General features: G+C 60.9%; 19 protein-coding genes. 18 read left to right on the forward strand and 1 reads right to left on the reverse strand.

The window, feature by feature from the left end:
• The 12 genes from ACL2XP_RS08665 (at position 1) to ACL2XP_RS08720 (ending at position 13,424) form a co-directional block, all read left to right on the forward strand.
• Positions 1 to 1,776: a GMC family oxidoreductase gene (locus ACL2XP_RS08665; protein ID WP_413738330.1), complete on the forward strand. Its 1,776-nt coding sequence runs from the start codon at positions 1 to 3 to the stop codon at positions 1,774 to 1,776.
• Positions 1,777 to 1,792: 16 nt separating this feature from the next.
• Complete coding sequence (locus ACL2XP_RS08670) at positions 1,793 to 3,115, forward strand: c-type cytochrome (protein ID WP_413738331.1); 1,323 nt, start codon at positions 1,793 to 1,795, stop codon at positions 3,113 to 3,115.
• Between the two features lie 207 nt (positions 3,116 to 3,322).
• Positions 3,323 to 4,171, forward strand: a complete 849-nt coding sequence (locus ACL2XP_RS08675; protein ID WP_413738333.1) for a VOC family protein — start codon at positions 3,323 to 3,325, stop codon at positions 4,169 to 4,171.
• Between the two features lie 26 nt (positions 4,172 to 4,197).
• Entirely contained in the window at positions 4,198 to 5,211 is a 1,014-nt protein-coding gene (locus ACL2XP_RS08680; RefSeq protein WP_413738334.1) for a quinone oxidoreductase family protein, read from the forward strand.
• Positions 5,208 to 5,645, forward strand: coding sequence for a PaaI family thioesterase (locus tag ACL2XP_RS08685; protein WP_413738335.1), 438 nt, complete (start codon positions 5,208 to 5,210; stop codon positions 5,643 to 5,645). The genes ACL2XP_RS08680 and ACL2XP_RS08685 overlap by 4 nt, the downstream gene beginning before the upstream one ends.
• Entirely contained in the window at positions 5,642 to 7,285 is a 1,644-nt protein-coding gene (locus ACL2XP_RS08690) for an ABC transporter substrate-binding protein (RefSeq protein ID WP_413738336.1), read from the forward strand. Before ACL2XP_RS08685 ends, ACL2XP_RS08690 begins: the two co-directional genes overlap by 4 nt.
• A gap of 4 nt (positions 7,286 to 7,289) precedes the next feature.
• Complete coding sequence (locus ACL2XP_RS08695; protein WP_413738337.1) at positions 7,290 to 8,255, forward strand: ABC transporter permease; 966 nt, start codon at positions 7,290 to 7,292, stop codon at positions 8,253 to 8,255.
• Positions 8,256 to 8,258: 3 nt separating this feature from the next.
• Complete coding sequence (locus ACL2XP_RS08700; RefSeq protein ID WP_413738339.1) at positions 8,259 to 9,134, forward strand: ABC transporter permease; 876 nt, start codon at positions 8,259 to 8,261, stop codon at positions 9,132 to 9,134.
• The gene (locus tag ACL2XP_RS08705; RefSeq protein ID WP_413738340.1) at positions 9,131 to 10,147 is read left to right on the forward strand and encodes an ABC transporter ATP-binding protein; all 1,017 of its coding nucleotides are present in this window, start codon (positions 9,131 to 9,133) and stop codon (positions 10,145 to 10,147) included. Before ACL2XP_RS08700 ends, ACL2XP_RS08705 begins: the two co-directional genes overlap by 4 nt.
• Entirely contained in the window at positions 10,144 to 11,124 is a 981-nt protein-coding gene (locus ACL2XP_RS08710; RefSeq protein WP_413738342.1) for an ABC transporter ATP-binding protein, read from the forward strand. The genes ACL2XP_RS08705 and ACL2XP_RS08710 overlap by 4 nt, the downstream gene beginning before the upstream one ends.
• 10 nt (positions 11,125 to 11,134) lie before the next feature.
• Positions 11,135 to 12,682: a class I adenylate-forming enzyme family protein gene (locus ACL2XP_RS08715; RefSeq protein ID WP_413738343.1), complete on the forward strand. Its 1,548-nt coding sequence runs from the start codon at positions 11,135 to 11,137 to the stop codon at positions 12,680 to 12,682.
• Positions 12,675 to 13,424 (forward strand): SDR family oxidoreductase, encoded by a 750-nt coding sequence (locus ACL2XP_RS08720; protein WP_413738344.1) that lies wholly within the window; start codon positions 12,675 to 12,677, stop codon positions 13,422 to 13,424. The genes ACL2XP_RS08715 and ACL2XP_RS08720 overlap by 8 nt, the downstream gene beginning before the upstream one ends.
• A 28-nt stretch (positions 13,425 to 13,452) precedes the next feature.
• Here ACL2XP_RS08720 and ACL2XP_RS08725 read toward each other — a convergent pair whose 3' ends face one another.
• Positions 13,453 to 14,604, reverse strand: coding sequence for an amidohydrolase (locus tag ACL2XP_RS08725; RefSeq protein ID WP_413738345.1), 1,152 nt, complete (start codon positions 14,602 to 14,604; stop codon positions 13,453 to 13,455).
• Positions 14,605 to 14,924: 320 nt separating this feature from the next.
• Here ACL2XP_RS08725 and ACL2XP_RS08730 point away from each other — a divergent pair, with 320 nt between their 5' ends.
• From ACL2XP_RS08730 to ACL2XP_RS08755, 6 genes are all read left to right on the forward strand, one after another.
• Positions 14,925 to 15,821, forward strand: coding sequence for a LysR substrate-binding domain-containing protein (locus ACL2XP_RS08730; protein WP_413738347.1), 897 nt, complete (start codon positions 14,925 to 14,927; stop codon positions 15,819 to 15,821).
• 474 nt (positions 15,822 to 16,295) lie between these two features.
• Positions 16,296 to 17,291: an enoyl-CoA hydratase/isomerase family protein gene (locus tag ACL2XP_RS08735; RefSeq protein ID WP_413738349.1), complete on the forward strand. Its 996-nt coding sequence runs from the start codon at positions 16,296 to 16,298 to the stop codon at positions 17,289 to 17,291.
• A 257-nt stretch (positions 17,292 to 17,548) separates the two neighbouring features.
• The gene (locus ACL2XP_RS08740; protein WP_413738350.1) at positions 17,549 to 18,388 is read left to right on the forward strand and encodes a 3-keto-5-aminohexanoate cleavage protein; all 840 of its coding nucleotides are present in this window, start codon (positions 17,549 to 17,551) and stop codon (positions 18,386 to 18,388) included.
• Positions 18,389 to 18,446: 58 nt separating this feature from the next.
• Entirely contained in the window at positions 18,447 to 19,616 is a 1,170-nt protein-coding gene (locus tag ACL2XP_RS08745; protein WP_413738351.1) for a thiolase family protein, read from the forward strand.
• A gap of 2 nt (positions 19,617 to 19,618) precedes the next feature.
• Positions 19,619 to 20,284, forward strand: coding sequence for a 3-oxoacid CoA-transferase subunit A (locus ACL2XP_RS08750; RefSeq protein WP_413738352.1), 666 nt, complete (start codon positions 19,619 to 19,621; stop codon positions 20,282 to 20,284).
• Entirely contained in the window at positions 20,281 to 20,925 is a 645-nt protein-coding gene (locus ACL2XP_RS08755; protein WP_413738353.1) for a 3-oxoacid CoA-transferase subunit B, read from the forward strand. The genes ACL2XP_RS08750 and ACL2XP_RS08755 overlap by 4 nt, the downstream gene beginning before the upstream one ends.
• Positions 20,926 to 20,932 lie beyond the last annotated feature (7 nt).

Genomic DNA, 20,932 nt, shown 5'->3' on the forward strand with positions numbered 1-20,932 from the left:
GTGGCGATTAAACAAGACCCGGTCGATATTGTTATCGTCGGTTTCGGCTGGACCGGTTCGCTGATGGCGATGGAGCTGGCGGGAACCGGCCTGAAAATACTGGCGCTGGAGCGCGGCGAGCAGCGCGACACGTATCCCGATTTCGCCTACCCGCGCATCATGGATGAACTGACCTACGGTATCCGGTTAAAGCTGTTCCAGAATGCCTCGAAAGAGACAGTGACCGTACGGCATACCTCCGGCGAAACCGCGCTGCCGTACCGGCGCTTCGGCTCTTTCCTGCCGGGCGACGGCGTAGGCGGCGCCGGGGTGCACTGGAACGGCATGCTGTGGCGTCCGCTGGAGGCCGATCTCAGGATGCGCAGCACCGTAATCGAGCGTTACGGCGCGGATTTTATTCCCCGGGACATGACGGTGCAGGACTATCCGTTTACGTATGCGGAGATGGAACCGTTTTTCGATAAGTTCGAGAAGATCTGCGGCACCGCCGGGCACGCCGGCAACCTTAAGGGTGAAAAAATCGCCGGCGGCAATCCCTTTGAAGCGCCGCGCCAGAACCCTTACCCGACCAGGCCGCTTAAGCAGCAGTATTCCGGCATGCTGTTCAGCAAAGCGACGACCGGGCTGGGCTATCATCCGTTCCCGCTGCCGGCGGCGCTGTGCAGCGAACCTTATACCAATCCGTATGGCGTCCAGCTGGGCGTGTGCAACTACTGCGGTTTTTGCGAGCGCTTCGGCTGCTTCAACTACTCCAAGGCGTCGCCGCAGAGCTGTGTGCTGCCGGCCCTCTATCAGTATAAAAACTTCGAGCTGCGCACCCAGTCCCACGTGCTGCGCGTCAATACCGATTCCACCGGCGCCAGGGCCACCGGCGTCACCTATATCGACGCCAACGGCCAGGAAGTGGAACAGCCCGCCAACCTGGTGGTGCTGAGCGCATTCCAATTGCACAACGTGCGTCTGCTGCTGCTGTCGAAAATCGGCAAGCCCTACGATCCCGCCACCGGCGACGGCGTGGTCGGGCGCAACTATGCCTACCAGATGAACGGCGGCGTCTCGCTGTTCTTCGATCCCGACACCAATTTCAACCCCTTTGCCGCCACCGGCGCCACCGGGACCTTTATCGATGATTTTAACGCGGAAAACTTTGACCACGGCGGTTTAGGGTTTGTCGGCGGCGCCACTATTTCCGCCACCATCACCGGCGGCCGTCCGATCCAGCAGATGAGTATTTCCAACCATGCGCCGAAATGGGGAACCGGGTGGAAAAAGGCGATCAAGGAAAGTTACCTGCACACCATGAGCGTCGGCTCTTCCGGATCGGTGATGCCGTATAAACAGTGCTATCTCGATCTCGATCCCACTTATAAAGATCATCACGGGCAGCCGCTGCTGCGCATGACGTTCGACTGGCAGCAAAACGAGCTCAAGATGACCAACTTCATCGGCGGCAAGGCGGAGGAAATCGCCAAGGCCATCGGGCCGAAGCATTACGAAATGGGCTTTAAAGGCATGAACGCCCACTACGATGTGCGTCCCTACCAGTCCACCCATACCACCGGCGGCGCGGTGATGGGCGATAATCCCGCCACCAGCGTGGTGAATAAGTACCTGCAAAGTTGGGATGTGCCCAATTTGTTTGTGCTGGGCGCCTGCTGTTTCCCGCAAAACCTGTCGTACAACCCGACCGGTATTGTCGGCGCCACCGCGCTATTTGCCGCCAATGCGATTCGTACGCAGTATTTGGCCAACCCCGGACCGCTGGTCCAGGCTTAACAGGGAAGGAACCGAGATGAACGTTCTATGGAATGCAGCGCTTCCCTTGATGGCGCTGGCGCTGTTGCCGGGCGCGGCTAACGCGGCGACCGCTGGCCAGCCGGTAAGCGAAGGACAATATTTGGCCACCGCCGGCGACTGCGTGGCCTGCCACACCGCGGCCGGCGGCAAACCGTTTACCGGCGGACTGAAGATGTCCACGCCGTTGGGGGCCATTTACTCCACCAACATCACCCCGGATAACGCTACCGGGATCGGCGGATACAGCTATGAGGATTTTACCAAAGCCGTGCGCGAAGGGGTGGCGAAAGACGGCCATCACCTCTATCCGGCCATGCCTTATACCTCGTTTGCCAGGATTAATGATGAAGATATGCACGCGCTGTATGACTTCTTTATGCATCAGGTGCCGGCGGTCAAGCAGGCCAACCGCGACAGCGATATCCCCTGGCCGCTGAATATGCGCTGGCCGCTGGCGGCCTGGAACTGGGTATTCCATGACGATGACGCGTTCCGGCCGGACCAGGGACAAAGCGCCGAGTGGAACCGGGGAGCCTATCTGGTGCAGGGGCTGGAGCATTGCGGCACCTGCCATACGCCGCGCGGCATCGCGTTCCAGGAGAAGGCGCTGGATCAATCCGACTCGGCCTACCTGACCGGCGGCACGCTGGAAGGCTGGCATGCGCCCAATCTTACCGGCGACGGCAAGGACGGACTGGGACGCTGGTCGGCGGATGAATTGGCGATGTTCCTGAAAACCGGCCGCACCGATAGCAGCGCGGCGTTTGGGTCCATGACGGATGTGGTTGAGCACAGTACGCAATACCTGAACGATGCGGATTTACGGGCGATGGCGGTGTATCTCAAATCGCTGAAACCCGCCGCCGCCGGGGCGCCGGCGCCGGCGGCGGATGACGCCACCTCCGCGGCGCTGATCCGGGGCGATATGAGCAAGCCGGGGGCGCAGGAATATATGGACAACTGCGCCGCCTGCCATCGTATCGACGGTAGGGGATATGCCAAAACCTTCCCGGCGCTGGCGCATAACCCGGTGGTGTTGAGCGACGACCCTTCTTCGCTCATCAGCATCGTATTGCATGGCGGCAAGATGGCGGTCACCAAAGACGCCGTGACGGGATTGACCATGCCGGACTTCGGCTGGCGGCTTGACGACCGACAGGCGGCGGATTTACTCAGCTTTATCCGCAGCGCCTGGGGCAATGACGCGCCGGCGGTCAGCGCCGGACAGGTGGAAAAACTGCGCAATGCATCGTCGACGGTGGAACGCAAGGACCCCGATAAGACCAATGAACCGAATACCGTGCAGGCGCAGCGGTAACGGCGCAATAGCAAAAGGTTATCACTGCGTCGGCAGGCAAGACCTGGCTCCTGGCATCTACCGGGGCTCAGGTCTTTTTTTTTCTGGCCCCCCACCAGCCTTAGCCGGTTTCCAGTTAATCTTTACCGGATTTGTACTTTGGCATCCGTCCAAGCCTTGGTTAGAGTTATACCTCGGTTTAGTTATTGGATAGTCAGGTAAAAGTTAATGGGTGCCTTAATTCCGGTAGTGGATCACGCGGTAATTAATGTCGCGGGCAAGCTTGATGAAACGCAGCAATTATTTACGCTTTTAGGATTCCAGTTGACGCCGCGGGGTCACCATTCGCTGGGCTCCAGCAACCATTTAGCCATTTTTGGCGAAAATTATTTCGAGCTGCTGGGGTTTGAGGCGGGTAACGCCGATAAACGCCAGGACCTCTGGAACGCGCCCCTCGGGCTCACCGGCCTGGTGTGGAAAACCACCGACGCCGATGCGGTCTACCGCCATCTGCAATCCGTCGGCCTGGCCGGCGATCCCCCCGGTTCATTTTCCCGTCCGGTGGAACTGCCCGACGGCAGCCGGCCTGACGCTCGCTTTCGCACCGTCAGGCTGGCCGCCGAGCGGGTAAAAAACGGCCGCAGTTTTTTTTGCCAGCATGACACGCCGGAACTGGTCTGGCGTTCCCCCTGGCGCCAGCACCCGAACGGCGCCGTGGATATCAGCGCATTGGTGATTGCCGCGGCCGATCCCGCGGCGGCGGCCGGTCTTTACGGCACGCTGTTTGGCCGGGAGGTTATTGATGCCGACGGCCAGGGCGGCTATCGGCTGCAGGCGGGCAAAACCCAGGTGCGATTTATCACTCCCCAGCGGGCCGCCGGACTTTATGGCCAGGTCCCTACAGGCGAAAACGGCACCGAACGCATGGTGGCGCTTGAGTTTACGGTCTCGTCGCTGAGCGCGAGCGCCGACTATTTTCAGCGCCGCGGCATCCAGACGTCATCCCCGGCGCCGGATACCTTGCTGATTAGCGCGGATCGCGCTTTCAATGTCGCTTTGCTGTTCGCAGCCTCCTGATTTTCTTATTTTAAGGTGCGTTAAGCATGAAAGCCATCGTATTACGTGAACATGGCGGTAATGAAAACCTGCGGTTGGAAAACGACTTTCCCGATCCCGTCGCCGGCAGGGGGGATGTGGTGCTGCGCGTGCGCGCCTCCTCGCTTAATTACCATGATGTGTTTACCCGGCGCGGCATGCCGGGCATTACGTTGCCCTTGCCGCTTATTATCGGCCTGGACGTAGCCGGCGAGATCGTCGCTTTAGGCGAAGGCGTGACCGGATGGCGGATCGGCGACCGCGTGGTGGTGGACCCGATAAACCGGGTAGACGGCGGATTGGTGGGCGAGACCACCCACGGCGGCCTCGCCGAACTATGCCGGGCGCCGGCCCATCAGTTGATCGCTTTGCCGGATGAAATCAGCTTCGCCGAAGCGGCGGCGCTGCCGGTGGCCTATGGCACCGCCCGGCGCATGATGGTGGCTATCGGCCAGATACAGGCCGGGGAAAAGGTATTGATCCTCGGCGCCAGCGGCGGCGTCGGGGTCTGTTGCGTGCAATTGGCGAAGCTGGCCGGCGCGCAGGTGATTGCCTGCGCCGGCAGCGAGGATAAAGCCGAACGTCTGCGCGCCATCGGCGCCGACCATATCATCCTGTACACCGAACAGGATTTCGCCAAAGAGGTGTTCCGGCGTTTCGGCAAACCCGCCCGGTCGCGCCATGCCGCCGTGCCGGGCGGAGTGGACGTGGTGGTCAATTTTACCGGTGGCGATACCTGGGTCAAATCCCTGCGCTGCCTGCGGGTTGGGGGGCGGCTGCTGACCTGCGGCGCGACCGCCGGTTTTAATCCCGCCGAGGATCTGCGTTATATCTGGACCTATGAATTGCAGATCCGCGGTTCCAATGGCTGGGAGCGCGAGGATCTGCATCAACTGCTGGAGCTGGTGCGCGACAAACGGCTCGACGTCCTAATTGATCGCCAGTGGCCGCTGGAGCAGGGCGCGCAGGCGCTGGCTTCGCTGGAACAACGCCAGGTGACTGGCAAAGTGGTGGTGGTATGAATACGCGGTTGAGCAAAACGCAAATCGAGGAAAAATTCCTTTCATCGCCCTTTATCGCCTGGCTGCAACTGCGCGTCGAATCGGTGGATTACGATCAACAAATCCTGACGGTCACGGTGCCGATGCGGGCGGAGTTCGAGCGCAGCGCCGGCAGCGGCCAATGGCATGGCGGACCGCTGGCTTCGATTATCGATACCGTCGGGGATTTCGCGTTGGCGATGATGGTCGGCGCAGGTTTGCCCACGGTCAACTTTCGCGTCGACTACCTGCGCCCGGCGGTGAATACGTCCCTGCGGGTCGTGGCGCGCAGCCGGCGCATCGGCCGCACCATCGGCGTGGCCGATGTCGACGTGTTTAATGAACAACACCAATTGCTGGCCATCGGCCGCGCAAGTTACGCCACCGGCGTCGCACAACCAGGAGTTTCATCATGAACGGACAATTTTCACGGCGTAAGTTTCTGGGCATCCTGGGCGTGGGCGGATCGCTGGCGGCGCTGTCCAGCGGCATGCCGGGCATAGGGCTGGTGGCCAACGCCTCCGCCGCCGAGGTGGCGGGCGCCGCGCCGCGCCGGGGCGGTACTCTGGTCATCTCCTGGGGCGGACTTGAGCCGCAGGCGCTGTTTGTGCCGGGCGGCGGCGGTTCGTCGCCGTTCCAGACCTCGACCAAAATCCTGGAGCGCCTGCTGAAGCTCGACAACCAGCTGCATTTCCAGCCGGCGCTGGCCGAGTCGGTGGTGGCCGCTCCCGACTATAAAAGTTATGACATCACCCTGCGCCAGGGTGTGAAGTGGCATGACGGCGCCGATTTTACCGCGGACGACGTCGTGTACAACGTCATCGAGCATTGGAAGGCCATTTCAGCCGGCATCGCCCTGAAAGCCCTGAACGCCGCCACCGCGCTGGATACCCATCACGTGCGGCTGAGTTTTGATCGCCCGGTGCCGGAATTCTTCCTCAAATCCATACTGGCGGGCCAGTACCAACTGCTGCTGCCGAAACATTTATATGCGGGCAAGGATATTCTTACCAATCCGCTGAATAACCAGCCGGTGGGCACCGGCCCATGGATCTACGATAAATGGACGCGCGGCAGCTATGTTCAATACCGCCGCAATGACCAGTACTGGTCGCCCAACCAACCCTATCTCGACAAACTGCTGGTCAGGTGGTGGAGCGACGCGGCGTCGCGTACCGCCGCCCTGGAAACCGGGGAACTGGGACTCGGCTACTCGAATCCCGTGCCCGCCAGGGAAGTTGACCGGTTGCTGAAAACCGGCCAGGTGGTGCTTGACACCAGTGGTTATGAAAACAGCGCCTGGACGGTAACGGTGGAATTTAACCAGCGGCGCGAGGTGGTTAAACGCCGCGAAGTGCGCCAGGCGATCCTACATGGCATCGATCGCGATTTTATCGTCAACACTATCTATTTCGGCCGGGGGAAACCGGCGGTGGCGCCGATTTTCAGCAGCAATACCCTGTTTTTCACCGATGAGGTTCCCAAGTATGAGTTTGACGTAAAAAAAGCGGCCGCCCTGCTGGATGCCGCCGGCCTGCCGGTGAAAAACGGCAGCCGGTTCTCCGTCAACCTGCTGGCGGCGGCCTGGTTCGAGGAAAACGCCAAGCTGGGCCAGTACCTGAAACAGGCCCTGGAGGATCTCAATATCACCGTACGTCTCGATTCGGTGGATCGCGCCACGGCGCTGAAACGGATTTATAGCGATTACGATTATGATATCGCCATCTCCAACTTTACCGCCCCGCTGGAGCCGGTGCCGACGGTAACCCAGTTTTTTACCAGCGACGGCATCGTAAAAGGCGGCGCTTTTCGCAACGCCACCGGCTACAGCAATCCGGCGATGGACGAATTGGTGGGCAATATCACGGTGGAGGTGGACGAAGCCAAACGCCGCGACCTGGTCCATCAATTTTCCCGGCTGGCCAGCACCGATGTGCCCATCGTGCCCCTGGTGGAAATGCAGTCCTACACCCTGGCGCGCGCCAATGTCCGCGACTTTACCACCGATGCCAATGTCCAGGGCGCGTCCCTGAACGATGTCTGGCTGGCGGGGTAGCGGCATGACGCGCATTATCCTGCGGCGCCTGCTGCAAGCGGTGCCGCTGCTGCTCGGGGTAGTTATCATCAATTTCGTGTTGATGAAATGCGTGCCCGGCAGCCTGCTGGACGTGATGACCGCCGAGCAGCAGGTCACCGATCCGGCGATGATCGATCGGCTGCGCGCGCTCTATGGACTGGATCAGCCGGCGTGGCTGCAATTGCTCAAGTATATCGGCGCGGTGGCCCGGCTGGATCTGGGGTTTTCCTACCGGCATAACCTGCCGGTGCTGGACGTGATCCTATCGCACCTGCCCGCCACGCTGCTGCTGATGCTGGCAAGCATCGCGGTGGCCCTGCTGGTGGGCGTCGGCGCGGGCGTGCTGGCCGCCATAAAAGTCAACAGCGCCTGGGATACGCTGATATCGGCGCTGGCGGTGCTTTGTTTCGCCGCGCCCGGTTTCTGGCTCGGCATCATGATGATTATCCTGTTCTCGGTCAAACTCGGCTGGTTTCCGGTGGGGGGGATGGAAACCATCGGCGCGGATGAGCGGCCCTGGGGGAGGACGCTGGATATCGCCCATCATCTGGTGCTGCCGGCGCTGACCCTGGGCCTGTTTTACGCCGCTACCTACGCGCGGGTGATGCGCGCCTCGATGCTGGAAATCGCCCAGCTGGATTTTGTGCGCGCCGCCCGGGCCAGGGGTTTGAGCCGGCTGCGCGTGATAACCGGGCACATGATGCGCAATGCCCTGCTGCCTGTGGTGACCCTGTTCGGCCTGCAGCTCGGCACCGTGCTGGGCGGCAGCGTCGTGGTGGAATCCGTATTCAGCTGGCCCGGTATCGGCCAGGTCCTGTTTGACAGCGTGATGAGCCGCAATTTTCCGGTCGTCATGGGCGTACTGGTACTCAGCTCGCTGGTGGTGATCGTGGTGAATATCCTGGTGGACGTGGCGTATTCCCGCCTGGACCCGCGGATTGGGAGCTGAAAAATGTCTGTTATCGTCCCCCTTTTGTCCGCCGCCGCGCCGCGCCTGGCGCTGCTGCGCCGGTTTTGCCGCCATCGCGGCGCGGTGTTCGGCGCGCTGGTTGTGTTGATCATCGCGGCCGCCGCGCTGCTGGCCGGATGGTTTTATCCCACCGACCCCTTGCGCATCGTCGCCATGCCGGAGATTTGGCCCTTTACCGATTGGCGTTATCCGCTGGGCACCGACTCCCTGGGCCGCGACATCATGGCGCTTATCGTGCACGGCGCGCGCGCCACCCTGCTTATCGGGCTGGTGGCCAGCCTGGTGGCCACCACGCTTGGCGTGGCGGTGGGCGCCGCCGCCGCCTGGTTCGGCGGGTGGATCGACGAAGTGTTGATGCGGGTTGCCGAGCTGTTCCAGATCATTCCCAACGTGGTGTTCGTGCTGACGGTGGTGGCGGTGCTGGGCCCGCGGATAGAAAATATCATTATCGCCGTCGGCCTGGTGTCCTGGCAGCCCATCGCCCGGCTGACCCGCGCCGAATTCCTGTCCTTCAAGGATCGCGAGTTCGTGCTCGCCTGCCGGGCCTGCGGCATGGGCAACCTGCGCATCGCCCTGGGCGAAATCCTGCCCAATGTCATGCCGCCGGTGATCGTGCTGTCGTCGCTGGTGATTGCCGGGGCCATCCTCTACGAATCCGTGATCTCCTTCCTCGGCCTTGGCGATCCCAACCTGGCCAGTTGGGGCCGGTTGGTGGGGGAAGGGCGCACGCTTATCCGTTCCTCGTGGTATATCTGCGCGGTGCCGGGCGTGGCGATTATGCTGGCGGTGCTGGCGCTGAACCTGATTGGCGACGGGCTGAACGACGCCCTGAACCCCAAGCTGAGGGATCGCCTGTGAGCAGCGTGCTGGAGGTGAACGATCTGAGCGTCGAACTGCGCGGGCGCCAAGGCAGCGTGACCGCGCTGGACGGCGTCTCCCTGACCCTGGCGGCCGGGGAAACCCTGGCGCTGGTGGGAGAGTCAGGCTGCGGAAAATCCCTGACCGCGCTGGCGCTGATGGGCCTGCTGCCCACGCCCCCGGCGCATTTGAGCGGCGGTGAAATCCGGTTTGAAGGGCAAAACCTGGTGGCCCTGGGCGAAAAGCGGATGCGGCAACTGCGCGGCAATCGGCTGGCGATGATTTTCCAGGACCCGATGAGTTCGCTGAATCCGGTGAAAACCGTCGGCGATCAACTGGGGGAGGTTCTGCGGGTGCATTTGGGCCTGTCACGGCGCGAGGCTTGGCGCCGCGGCGTTGCGCTGTTGGAGCAGGTGCATATTCCCGATCCGGCCAGGCGAATGGATGAATACGCGCATCGGTTATCGGGCGGCATGTCGCAGCGGGTGATGATCGCCATGGCCATCGCCTGTAAGCCGGCGATATTGATTGCCGACGAACCCACTACCGCCCTGGATGTTACCATCCAGGCGCAAATACTGGCGCTGCTGCGGGAGTTACAGGCGGATACCGGCATGGCGCTGATGTTGATCACCCACGATTTGGGCGTGGTCGCCGCGATGGCCCAGCGCGTGGCGGTAATGTATGCCGGTAAAATCGTCGAGGAAGCGCCGGTGCTGGAACTGTTCGACTATCCGTTGCATCCCTATACGCAGGGGCTCTTACGCGCCACACCGACCTCGGGGCGGCCGGATGAGCGGCTGGTGGATATCCCGGGACGGGTGCCGGCCCTGGCGGAATTACCCGTGGGCTGCGCTTTTGCGGCGCGCTGCCCGCACGCAACGCCCGAGTGCGCGCGGCTGCGGCCAGGGCTGGAGTCCCTGCGCCCGGCGCATCAGGTTGCCTGCCTGGTGGCGCAAGCCCAGGCGCGGGCCGCGCCGCCCCGCTTGGCCAACGGGGGCTGGCGCCGATGAAACCGCTGCTTACCGTAAACAATCTGCAGGTCAGTTATCCCACCCGCGACGGGCGGGTATTCGCCCTGTCGGGGGTGGATTTTACCCTAAACCGCGGTGAAACCGTCGGGCTGGTGGGCGAGTCGGGCTGCGGCAAATCCACGCTGGGCAAGGCGGTGATGCGGTTAATTCCCAGCACCGGCGGCAGTATACACATCGGCGATGCCGACATTACCCATTTAGGGCGCAAGGCGTTATTACCCTATCGGGCGGATATGCAGATGATGTTCCAGGATCCGCAGGGGTCGCTTAATCCGCGCCAAAGCGTGGGGAAAAGCATCGGCCGGCCGCTTGAGGTGGCCGGCTGGCATGCGGCGCAAATCCGCCGGCGGGTCGGCGAGCTGCTGGAACTGGTGGGACTGCCCGCGGCGGCGGCGTCCCGTTATCCCCACGAGTTTTCCGGCGGCCAGCGCCAGCGCATCGGCATTGCCCGCGCGTTAATCCTTGAACCGAAGATAGTGATTTGCGACGAGCCGGTTTCCGCCCTGGATGTGTCGGTGCGGGCGCAGGTGATTAATCTGATGCGCGATATCCAGCAGCGCACCGGCGTGGCCTACCTGTTTATTTCCCACGATCTCTCGGTGGTGGAATACATCTCCGATCGCCTGCTGGTGATGTATCTGGGGCGCATCGTCGAAAGCGGCCCCACGCGCGAGATCTGGGCCGGCCCGGCGCATCCTTATACCGCGGCCCTGCTGGCGGCGGCGCCGGTGGCGGACCCCCGCGCGCCGCGCGGCCAGAATATCCTCGCCGGCGAATTGCCCAGTCCTATCTCGCCGCCGCCCGGCTGCCCATTCCACACCCGCTGCCCGCGCGCCGCCGAACGCTGCCGGGCGGAGCGGCCGGCGCTGCGCGGCAGCGGCGCGCGGCGGCAGGTTGCCTGTCATTTCCCGCTATTTGAACCTGACGCCGCGCAATTGTCGCCGTTGGCGTTATGAAGGAGTATCAATGAACCTGAATCTTGGCGATCTTATCGATCGCAACGGTGATTTACGGCGCGAGGCCATAATCGACCTGCGCGACGTCAACCGGCCGCGCCACTGGAGCCATGGCCAGATTGACGAGCTGGCCGGCGGCGTGGCCCGCTACCTTAGCGATCTTGGCCTGCCGCGGGGCAGCACCGTCGCCATCGCCTCCCTTAACCGCGCCGAATATATCGCCGCCTATTTCGGCATCATGCGGGCGGGGCTGGTGGCGGTGCCGCTCAATATCAAGGTGCCGCTCGACACCCTGGGGTATTTATTGGCCGACGCGCAAATTCGCCTGGCGTTCGTGGACGGTGAGCGCCATGAGATTTTGCAAGGCAAACTGCCGCTGGTGAACTTTGACGGGGACGGCGCGGAAGGATTCCGGCAATGCATCACGCCGCAGGCTTTCGATACGGCGCGGCCCCGGCCGGAAGATGTGGCGATGATACTTTATACGTCCGGCTCAACCGGCCGGCCGAAAGGGGTGCCGCTGACCCATCAAGGGCAGCTGTGGGCGCTGGAGGCCACGCGCAGCGGCGGCGTGGAGCCGGACGCGCCGCAAGCCCGCTATCTGCTGGCGCAGCCGTTGTTTCATATGAACGGTTTATTTCTCACCAAACGGGTATTTGCGGTTAATGGCTTGCTGGTGGTTCTGCCGGCCTTTGACGCCCAGCGCTATGCCGCCGCGCTGGCCGATTACGGCATCAATATCGTCACCGCCGTGCCGACCATGTTCGCCCGGCTGTTGCGCGATCCGCGCCTGCTGGCCGGGCGGGATTTCTCCGCCCTGAACCGCCTGATGCTGGGGTCCGCCCCCATGTCGCTATCGTTGCTCAATCGTATCCAGCAGGCGTTTCCCGCGGCGACCATCACCCACGGTTATGGCACTACCGAGGCGGGGCCGGCGGTGTTCGGTCCCCATCCCGACGGGCTGCCCACTCCGCCGCTGGCGCTGGGCTATCCGCTCGCGGCGGGGGAGGTGAAGCTGGTGGACGGGGAAACGGCAAACGACGGCGTGCTATGCATGCGCAACCCGGCGGTGACCCCGGGTTATCTCGGCCTGCCGGAAAAAAGCGCCCAGGTGTTCCGGGACGGCTGGTATTACAGCGGCGATGTCATGCACCGCGATGAACAGGGATTTTATTATTTTACCGGCCGCGCGGACGACATGTTCGTTTGCTCCGGCGAGAATATTTTTCCGGTGGAGGTGGAAAAAACGCTCGAATCCCATCCCCAGGTGCGCCAGGCCTGCGTGGTGCCGTTGCCGGATGAGGAGCGCAGCCAGGTGCCGGTGGCTTTTGTGGTGTTGCAGCCCGACAGCGACCTGAGCCCGGACGCATTAAAGCAGCATGCCCTTGAGCATGGCCCGGCATACCAGCACCCGCGGCGGATCGCTTTCCTGGCCGAATTGCCCTGGGCGGGCACCAATAAAGTGGACCGCCATGCGCTCACCACGCTGGCGCGGGCGCTGGAAGCGCGCCGGGACTGGAACAATCCGCTGCTGACGACGGAGCCGGATCATGCCTAAAATAGCCCTGGTCACCGGCGCCAGCCGCGGCATCGGCCGGGCCATCGCCCTGGCCCTGGCCCGCCAGGGCGTGGCGGTGGCGGTGCATTATCGCCAGGCGCGGCAGGAGGCGGAGCGCGTGGTCGAGGAGATTGAGCGCGCGGGTGGCCGCGCCTTTATCCTGCAGGCGTCGCTGGATGAGAGCGCGGGGGCGCAGTTGCTGATAGACCGGCTGCAAACCGAGTTGACCCGGCTTTTCGGTTCGCCGCGCTTTGATATCCTGGTCAATAACGCCGGGCAGGGCGGACGGGCAGCCATCGCGGAGGTTACGCCGCAGCGGCTGGCCGACACGCTGCAGGTCAATTTTATTTCGCCGTTTTTCCTTATTCAGCACGCTATCCCGCTGCTGCGGGACGGCGGGCGGATAATCAATATTTCGTCCATGGGCACCCGGGCCGCCTTCCCGGAAATGGCGGCCTATGCGCCCTCCAAGGCGGCGCTGGAAAGCCTCAGCGTGTTGCTGGCGCCTGAACTGGGCGGCCGGGCCATCACGGTTAATGCGGTATTGCCGGGCGCGACCGCCACGGCGATGAACCCGCGCGCCGTCGATCCGCAGTCCGCGGCGGTGATTAGCCAAAACGTGGCGCTGGGCCGGGTGGGCCAGCCGGAAGATATCGCGCAGGTGGTGGCGTTTCTGGCCGGCGAGGGCGGACGCTGGATAACCGGCCAGCGCATCGACGCCAGCGGCGGCCAGCGATTGTAGCCGGCCGCGCGGCACCGGTTCCCGGCGCTCAGCGCCGCAGCGTATGCAGCGTCTCTTGCGCCAGGCGCGCGAAGTAGCGCGCCGCCGGCGCGATTAACGCTTCCGACGGATCGAAACGCGGATGATGCAGGCCGAAGGCGCTGGCCGAGCCGATATTGACAAAGGCGCCGGGCAAATGATGCAGATAAAAGGCAAAGTCCTCGCCGCCCATCAGCGGCGGCAGGTCATGCACCCGATAGCCCTCCCTGGCCGCGATGTCTTTGGTGAAATCCGCCCATTCGGCGCTGTTCACCAGCACCGGGGGACCTGCGTGCCAGCGCAGCTCGGCGCGGGCGCCGAAGCCGGCGGCGATATGTTCAATCAGGCGGGTTATTTTTTCCGGCACCAGGGCGCGGACCGCGGTATTGTGGGTGCGCACCGTTCCCTCAAGCTCCACCTGCTGCGGCAGCACGTTCCAGGTATTGCCGCCGTGGATGCGCGTGACGCTTAACACCACCGAGTCCAAGGCGCTAAAGGCGCGGCTGGGCAAGGTTTGCAACGCCGTGATGATATGGGCGGCCAGCACGATACTGTCGACACCCTCCTCGGGACGGGCGGCATGGGCGCCTTTACCGTTAATCAGGATTTCAAAGCGGTCCACGTTGGCATGCAGCGGCCCGGAACGGGTGCCGAATTCACCCACCGGCAAATCAGGGGCGTTATGGCCGCCGAAAATCACGCTTACGCCCTCCAGTGCGCCGGCGTCGATTAATTGCCGGGCGCCGTCGAAGGTTTCCTCGGCCGGCTGGAACAGTATCCTGACTTTACCGGCCAGGCCGGCTTCCCGCTCTTTAAGCAGCAGCGAGGCGCCCAGCATAATCGAGGTATGGATATCATGGCCGCAGGCATGCATGACGCCGGGGTTGCGTGAACTGAACGGCCGGTCCGACTGCTCATCGATGGGCAGGGCGTCAATGTCGGCGCGCAACGCGATGGTCGGCCCGTCGCCCCGGCCGATTTCCGCGACCACGCCGGTTTTCAGCGCCAGCGGCAAAATAGGGATGCCCGCCTCGCTCAGCCATCGCCTGATTTTTTGTGTCGTCTGGAATTCGTGATTGGATAATTCAGGGTATTGATGTAACTCCCTGCGCCACCCTACCAGCTTGTCCCCTAAAAGATCCGTTAAAACATCAGATGTCATGGTCAGTATTCCCGCACAGGCTATTTCTTTTGTCAGACAAAAAAGCTAGCAACCCTGCCGCCGCGGGTCAAAGATTAAATATTGATGAACTTAGGTAGGGAATGGCAAAGAAAAACGGGTATTGCCTGCGCCATTCAGTGCAACATGTATCTCACATTTTAATTACATATGCCTGGATTATGCCGTCGTTCAATGGCGATTATGCAAAAACAACATGGCGAAAGCCCCATCAGCGTAAAGCCTTTGATGGGTCTCACGGTTTAGCCGATGACTCTTCAGTAGGATAAGGGCATGTATTATTCAGTGAATAGGGAACGATCGTGGAAACGCAACTTTTACATGAGTTTGTTTTATTATCGAAAACACTGAATTTTAGTAAAGCCGCGCAGAAAATGAATATCACTCAGCCGGTATTAAGCCGGCATATGAAATATTTGGAGGAGTATTTTGGCACCCGTTTTTTTAAACGCGACACCCATAAGGTAGAACTGACCACCGCTGGGAAATTATTTTCCGAAGAAGCGGGTAAGATATTATTCCAGTATGAAACGTCCATATCGGCGATTCATTCGTTTACCGGCAAAAGCCGGCGCCGGCTCGCCGTTACTTTCCTGGGGGAGGCTATCCAGAAGTTTTTGATTACTTTCCTGACGCAGTTCCGCGCCAAGCATAGCGATATCGTCATTGAATGCCGCGACAGCGAGCTGGATGAAGCCCTCTCTTTACTGGATAATCACACCAGCGATATGGGATTCCTTATCAGGCCCAATTTTATGGCCAATGAATCGGGATTTTGCACGCTGCCTTTTCAAACCGATCCGCTATGCGTAGTGGTAAATAAATGCCACCCCCTGGCCGGGCGCGGCAGCGTTTCCCTGCGCGAGGTCAGCGAATGGCCGATAATGCGCATCGATCCCCGGGAATTCTCCTTGTCCGATGAATACAGCACCCGCTTCTTGACCATTCATGGCATTGATTTCACACTGGATAAAGAATACCCCAATCTTAAGACCTGCTGTTTTAACCTGGAATTTACCGATCGCGCGGTGCTCCTGATGCCCAGGCACCGGGGATATCTGACCGGCCAGAACTGCGTCATGCTGGACATTGCCGAAGAGGACTGCTGGTTCAACCTGGAATTGGTATGGGATAGCAAAAATACCAATCCCTCGGTGGCCATATTCTTGAAGGAGTTTAAATCTTTTTTAAAACAATAAGCTTAGCTTCACACTCCAACCCTGTTCATATTCATATACATTCCCCTTTCATTTACAGCTAAACGCTGATTAAAATTTATTTATGCAGCCATAAATCTGTCTATGGCCATATCCTACATTACATTCACCTCCTTATTTTTACCTATGGATTTATTAAAATATATATTGATAGCTGTATTTAATAAAAACGCCGTTCCGATTTTTAACCGGAATGGGTAATAATAGAATAATTTTTATCTTGTTTTTTATGATAAAAGCCACATGTTTTTCCCTAAAAATTCCCGGCCTCCGGGATCGCTGCCAAAACGGTTATGTCGAAAATGCATAGCCGAAAAAATAAAAAGAATTTCCGCCGTTGGTACGGCGATGGTACGTTTTTATTACCAGGAAGCACCGGGCCAGAAAATGTGAATCACATGACTTAAATCTGTGTTGCTTCCAATAAATTCTAATAAAGCTATAAAGGAGTAAACCATGGCGATTAAAGCCAATTACGAGTCTGATCATGGAAAACGTAAAGAAATGTCCCATGAAGAATTGGGAACAATTCCCCATATGCGTTTCGAAGAGTATGCGGAAAAACTGAAACACTGCTTCACCATGAAACGGGAAAACGGAATTCTCGAAGCCCGGCTGCATACCAACGGCGACAGCCTGCAGTGGGGCGCTCCCGCGCACCAGGCTCTTCACTACTTTTTCGACTGGGCAGGCAGGGATCCGGACAACGAGGTCATCATCCTCGGGGGGACGGGCAAGGACTTTATGAAGGGCATCGGCCGGCTTGACGATAAGGGCAACTGGGGTCCGGCAACCGAATTCAACTCCGCGCCGGAAGAAGCCTGGAAGATGTATGAGTATCAATATTATGACGGTACCAACGATATCGAAGGCCAGGTATTCGATGTGGAAGTGCCCACCATCGGCGTATGGAACGGCGCCGCTTTCCATACCGATCTGGTGCTTTTCAGCGATCTTACCCTTTGCACCGAAGATGCGTGGACCACGGATATGCATTTCCGGGTCAACATGGTCCCCGGCGACGGCATCGGCATTGCCTGGCGGGAACTGATGGGCCGCAAGCGATACGCCTATGCCGAACTGACCGGCGAGATCATCACGGCCCGCAAGGCCCTCGCCCTTGGTATGGTCAACGAGATCTGTCCGGATACGGAATCCTGCTATGCGCGGGCCCAGGAGATTGCCGAACTTATCATGCGCACCGGCAGCCGCGTCACCCGCCGCATCACCACCCAGCAGCTCCGGAAAGCCTGGAAGGAAGATATCGCCAACGAGCTGCGCAACGCCTTCTCCACCGAAATGTTCGTGACCGCTACCGAACACAGCCCCCACGAAGTCAATTACTGGCACTGGGCGCACGAAGAGGCCGAACTGGTCAAGGCGGCCGAGAAAAAAGGCAAGGTCATCCGTCCGCGCGTCAACGGCGGCCAGGAAGAAGACGAAATCAAGTAACAGGCCTGTCTCCACAGGCCCGGTAACGGATGACCCGTCATCGCGGGTCATCGGCGGTGGCGGGCCATGGGGTCGCCTGAACGGCAAACAAACCGGCGCATTGCCGATGATTATCACCGCCGCGGCGGCGTTGTTGGCGGCACGCGCGGCGCCGGCCCGTTATCGCCCGCAGCGGGGCGTTACGTCCTGGCCGCCGGTTTATCCGGGTAATGGTTAACCGGCGAAAAATTCCTACATACCGTAAGCGGGGCAGGTCCATGAATACAGGGAACGACGTTATTATTTCCGCCGCATTGACAGGCGCGGTGACACCAAAAGACATCAATGAAAATATTCCGCTGACGCCGGAAGAAATCGCCGCCGACGCTTATCGCTGCTGGCAGCGGGGCGCCGCCATCGTCCATCTCCATATGCGCGACGATGGGGGGCTGGGTACGATGGATAGCGGGAAATTTGCCGAAACCATCCGTCTGCTGCGCGCCCGCCATGACTGCGATGTGATTATCAACTGCACAACGTCCGGCGACCATCGGGCCAGCGATAAGCAGCGGCAGGAACATGTGACCAACCTGGACGGGATCGAAATGGCGTCCTGGGACGCGGGTTCCTTTAACTGGATGCCCGGCGGCGTGTTTATCAATTCCCCGCAGTTTTTAGGCGCCCTCGGTGAAGTCCTCACCGCGCGGGGCATCAAACCCGAAGTGGAAATTTTCGATGCCGGCATGCTGGGCATCGCCGGGTATTTTGCCGAGCAGGGCAAGCTGGCCAGGCCGCTGCATTATCAATTCTGCCTCGGCGTGCCGGGGGGAATGCCCGCCACGGTGGAGAACCTGCTTTATCTCTGCGCGCACATTCCGCCCGATGCCACCTGGTCGGCGTTCGGCGTCGGCAAGGCCCATATGCCCATACTGTACGCCGCCATAGCATTAGGCGGACATATACGCGTGGGGCTGGAAGACAACGTCTATTTCAGCAAGGGCGTAAAGGCGTCCAATGCGCAGTTGGTAGAACGCGCCGCTCAGGCAATCCGCTTGTTCGGCAAAGAGGTGGCCACACCCGCACGGGCAAGAAAACTGCTGGGGCTCCGGCCGTTATAAACCAGGCCATCCCCGGCCCCATCCCGCGGGTCTCGCAGGCATGTAAAAGAAGGTGGTTATGAGAGAAGCAGTCATAGTATCGGCGGTGCGTACCCCGGTAGGCAAATGCCGCGGCGCATTGGCGCCGGTACCGGCGCATATCCTGGGCGCCCTTGCCGTCAAAGAAGCGGTGGCCCGCGCCAACATCGAGCCGGCTAGCATTGATGATGTGATTTTTGCCAACCTGATGAATAACGAAATCAATAATATGGGCCGCATGGCGGCGTTGGAGGCCGGGCTGCCGGTTTCCGTGCCGGGGATAACACTGGATCGCCAATGCGCCGCGTCGCTGAACGCGCTGGCCTACGGGGCCATCCAGATCATGGCCGGTTTCGCCGACATTATTATCGCCGGCGGGGTGGAAAGCGATTCCCGCCGCACCTGGTCGCTGGAAAAAACCGACAGCGCCTATTCGGTACAGCCGCCGCGGTTCGTGGATATCCATACGTCTCCGGATAGCCTGGGCAATCCGCCCATGGGCATCACCGCCGAAAACGTGGCCGCCAAATATGGCTTGTCCCGCCGCCAGCTCGACGAGTTCGCGCTGCGCAGCCACCGGTTGGCCAGCGCCGCGTGGCGGGAGGGCCGGTTTGACGCACAGATCGTGCCGGTGCCCGTAACCGATAAAAAAGGCCGGCAAACGCCGGTATCCCGCGACGAACCGCTGCGCCCCGATTGTTCCCTGGAAGCCCTGGCTTCCCTGCGGCCCAGTTTCAAAGCGGACGGCGTGGTGACCGCCGGCAACAGCTCGCCCATGAGCGACGGCGCGGGGGCCATGGTGCTGATGGAACGCTCGCTGGCGGAAAAAAACGGCCGCGAGATCCTGGGCGTATTTCGCGGCTATGCGGCGGCGGGAGTGGACCCCGACCTGATGGGGCTGGGGCCGGTTCCCGCCACCGCCAAGCTATTGAAACAGGCGGGTCTGGCGGTGAACGATATCGATTTATGGGAGTTGAACGAGGCGTTCGCCGCCCAATCCCTGGCCTGCATCCGGGAAATCGGTATGGACCCCGCGCGGGTCAATCCCAATGGCGGCGCTATCGCCCTGGGGCATCCGCTGGCGGGCACCGGGGCGATCCTTACCGCGAAAACCCTGTATGAAATGAAACGCCGCAACCTGCACAACGCCGTTATCGCCTTCTGCGTCGGTGGCGGCCAGGGCGTGGCGGTATTGCTGACGAGGAATTAATCATGCCGGGAAAATATACCTCAGCCGAAGAAATCACCCGCCTTTTTCAAGACGGCCAGACGCTGATTTGCGGCGGGTTCGCCAATTGCGGCGTCCCCAATCGCCTGATCCAATGCGCGATCGACAGCGGCGCCAGGCACTTCACGCTGATCGCCAACGATTCCGGCGACGCCGATCTCACCATCGGCCGCCTGATTCATCACGGTCTGGTGGATAAGCTTATCGCCTCCCATATCGGCCGCAATACCGAAACCGTGGCGCTGGTGGAGGCCGGCAAAATCCAACTGGAACTGGTGCCCCAGGGCAGCCTGGCGGAGCGGATACGCTGCGGCGGTTCGGGATTGGGGGGCGTTTTGACCAAAACCGGCCTGGGCACCGTGGTGGAGGAGGGCAAGCACCGGGTGGTGGTGGACGGCGAGCTGTTTTTGCTGGAAACCGCGCTGCGGGCGGATATCGCCCTGGTGCGCGCCCGTACCGCCGATCCGCTGGGCAACCTGACCTATCGCGGCACCATGCGCAACTTCAATCCCCTGGTGGCCAAGGCGGCGCAGGTGACCCTGGTGGACGCGGACATGCTGGTGGATCTGGATGAATACGGCGTGGATCGCATCGTTACCCCCGGCGTCTATGTGGACAAGATCCTGGCAACGCAAGGAGAAAACCAATGAATGCCCGTAACAGGATAGCAAAACGCGCCGCAGGATATTTTTCCGCCGGCGATGTGGTCAATCTGGGCATCGGCATTCCCAGCCTGTGCGGCGACTATGCGGCGCCCGGCGTGATGTTCCATACCGAAAACGGTTTGGTGGGTATGGGCCCGCTGACCGCGGGACCGCTGGCGGTGGAAGGGTTCTGCAATGCCACCGGCATGCGTTTTGCGCCGGTGCCCGGCGCCAGTTCATTCGACAGCGCGGAATCTTTCGGGCTGGTCCGTTCCGGCAAATTGGCGGCCTCGGTGCTGGGGGCCCTGCAGGTGGCGCAAAACGGCGATCTGGCCAATTGGGCGCAGCCCGGCCGGGTGTTCGGCATGGGCGGGGCGATGGATCTGGTGAACGGCGCCCGGCGGGTCATTATCACCATGGAGCTCTGCGCCAAAGACGGCGCGCGGAAAATCGTCAACGCCTGCAGCTATCCCCTGACGGGCAAACGCTGCGTCAATCATATCGTCACCGAACAGTGCGTGATTGATGTTACCGAAGAAGGACTGGTGCTGGTGGAACTGTTGGCGGGATTGACCCCTGAAGACATCCAGCGCCAGGTCGAGCCCCGGCTGATTGTGGCCGATTGCTTGAAAATCATGGAGATATAATCTCAGG

The organism is Sodalis sp. RH21, from assembly GCF_047324175.1.
Taxonomy (GTDB): domain Bacteria; phylum Pseudomonadota; class Gammaproteobacteria; order Enterobacterales; family Enterobacteriaceae; genus Acerihabitans.

Bases quoted from the DNA above. Each gene is read 5' to 3' on its own strand.
- ACL2XP_RS08695 (WP_413738337.1), top strand. From the start codon at position 7,290: ATGACGCGCATTATCCTGCGGCGCCTGCTGCAAGCGGTGCCGCTGCTG.
- ACL2XP_RS08720 (WP_413738344.1), top strand. From the start codon at position 12,675: ATGCCTAAAATAGCCCTGGTCACCGGCGCCAGCCGCGGCATCGGCCGG.
- ACL2XP_RS08700 (WP_413738339.1), top strand. From the start codon at position 8,259: ATGTCTGTTATCGTCCCCCTTTTGTCCGCCGCCGCGCCGCGCCTGGCG.
- ACL2XP_RS08740 (WP_413738350.1), top strand. From the start codon at position 17,549: ATGAATACAGGGAACGACGTTATTATTTCCGCCGCATTGACAGGCGCG.
- ACL2XP_RS08675 (WP_413738333.1), top strand. From the start codon at position 3,323: ATGGGTGCCTTAATTCCGGTAGTGGATCACGCGGTAATTAATGTCGCG.
- ACL2XP_RS08710 (WP_413738342.1), top strand. From the start codon at position 10,144: ATGAAACCGCTGCTTACCGTAAACAATCTGCAGGTCAGTTATCCCACC.
- ACL2XP_RS08735 (WP_413738349.1), top strand. From the start codon at position 16,296: ATGGCGATTAAAGCCAATTACGAGTCTGATCATGGAAAACGTAAAGAA.
- ACL2XP_RS08690 (WP_413738336.1), top strand. From the start codon at position 5,642: ATGAACGGACAATTTTCACGGCGTAAGTTTCTGGGCATCCTGGGCGTG.
- ACL2XP_RS08755 (WP_413738353.1), top strand. From the start codon at position 20,281: ATGAATGCCCGTAACAGGATAGCAAAACGCGCCGCAGGATATTTTTCC.
- ACL2XP_RS08685 (WP_413738335.1), top strand. From the start codon at position 5,208: ATGAATACGCGGTTGAGCAAAACGCAAATCGAGGAAAAATTCCTTTCA.
- ACL2XP_RS08745 (WP_413738351.1), top strand. From the start codon at position 18,447: ATGAGAGAAGCAGTCATAGTATCGGCGGTGCGTACCCCGGTAGGCAAA.
- ACL2XP_RS08715 (WP_413738343.1), top strand. From the start codon at position 11,135: ATGAACCTGAATCTTGGCGATCTTATCGATCGCAACGGTGATTTACGG.
- ACL2XP_RS08725 (WP_413738345.1), bottom strand. From the start codon at position 14,604: ATGACATCTGATGTTTTAACGGATCTTTTAGGGGACAAGCTGGTAGGG.
- ACL2XP_RS08680 (WP_413738334.1), top strand. From the start codon at position 4,198: ATGAAAGCCATCGTATTACGTGAACATGGCGGTAATGAAAACCTGCGG.
- ACL2XP_RS08750 (WP_413738352.1), top strand. From the start codon at position 19,619: ATGCCGGGAAAATATACCTCAGCCGAAGAAATCACCCGCCTTTTTCAA.
- ACL2XP_RS08670 (WP_413738331.1), top strand. From the start codon at position 1,793: ATGAACGTTCTATGGAATGCAGCGCTTCCCTTGATGGCGCTGGCGCTG.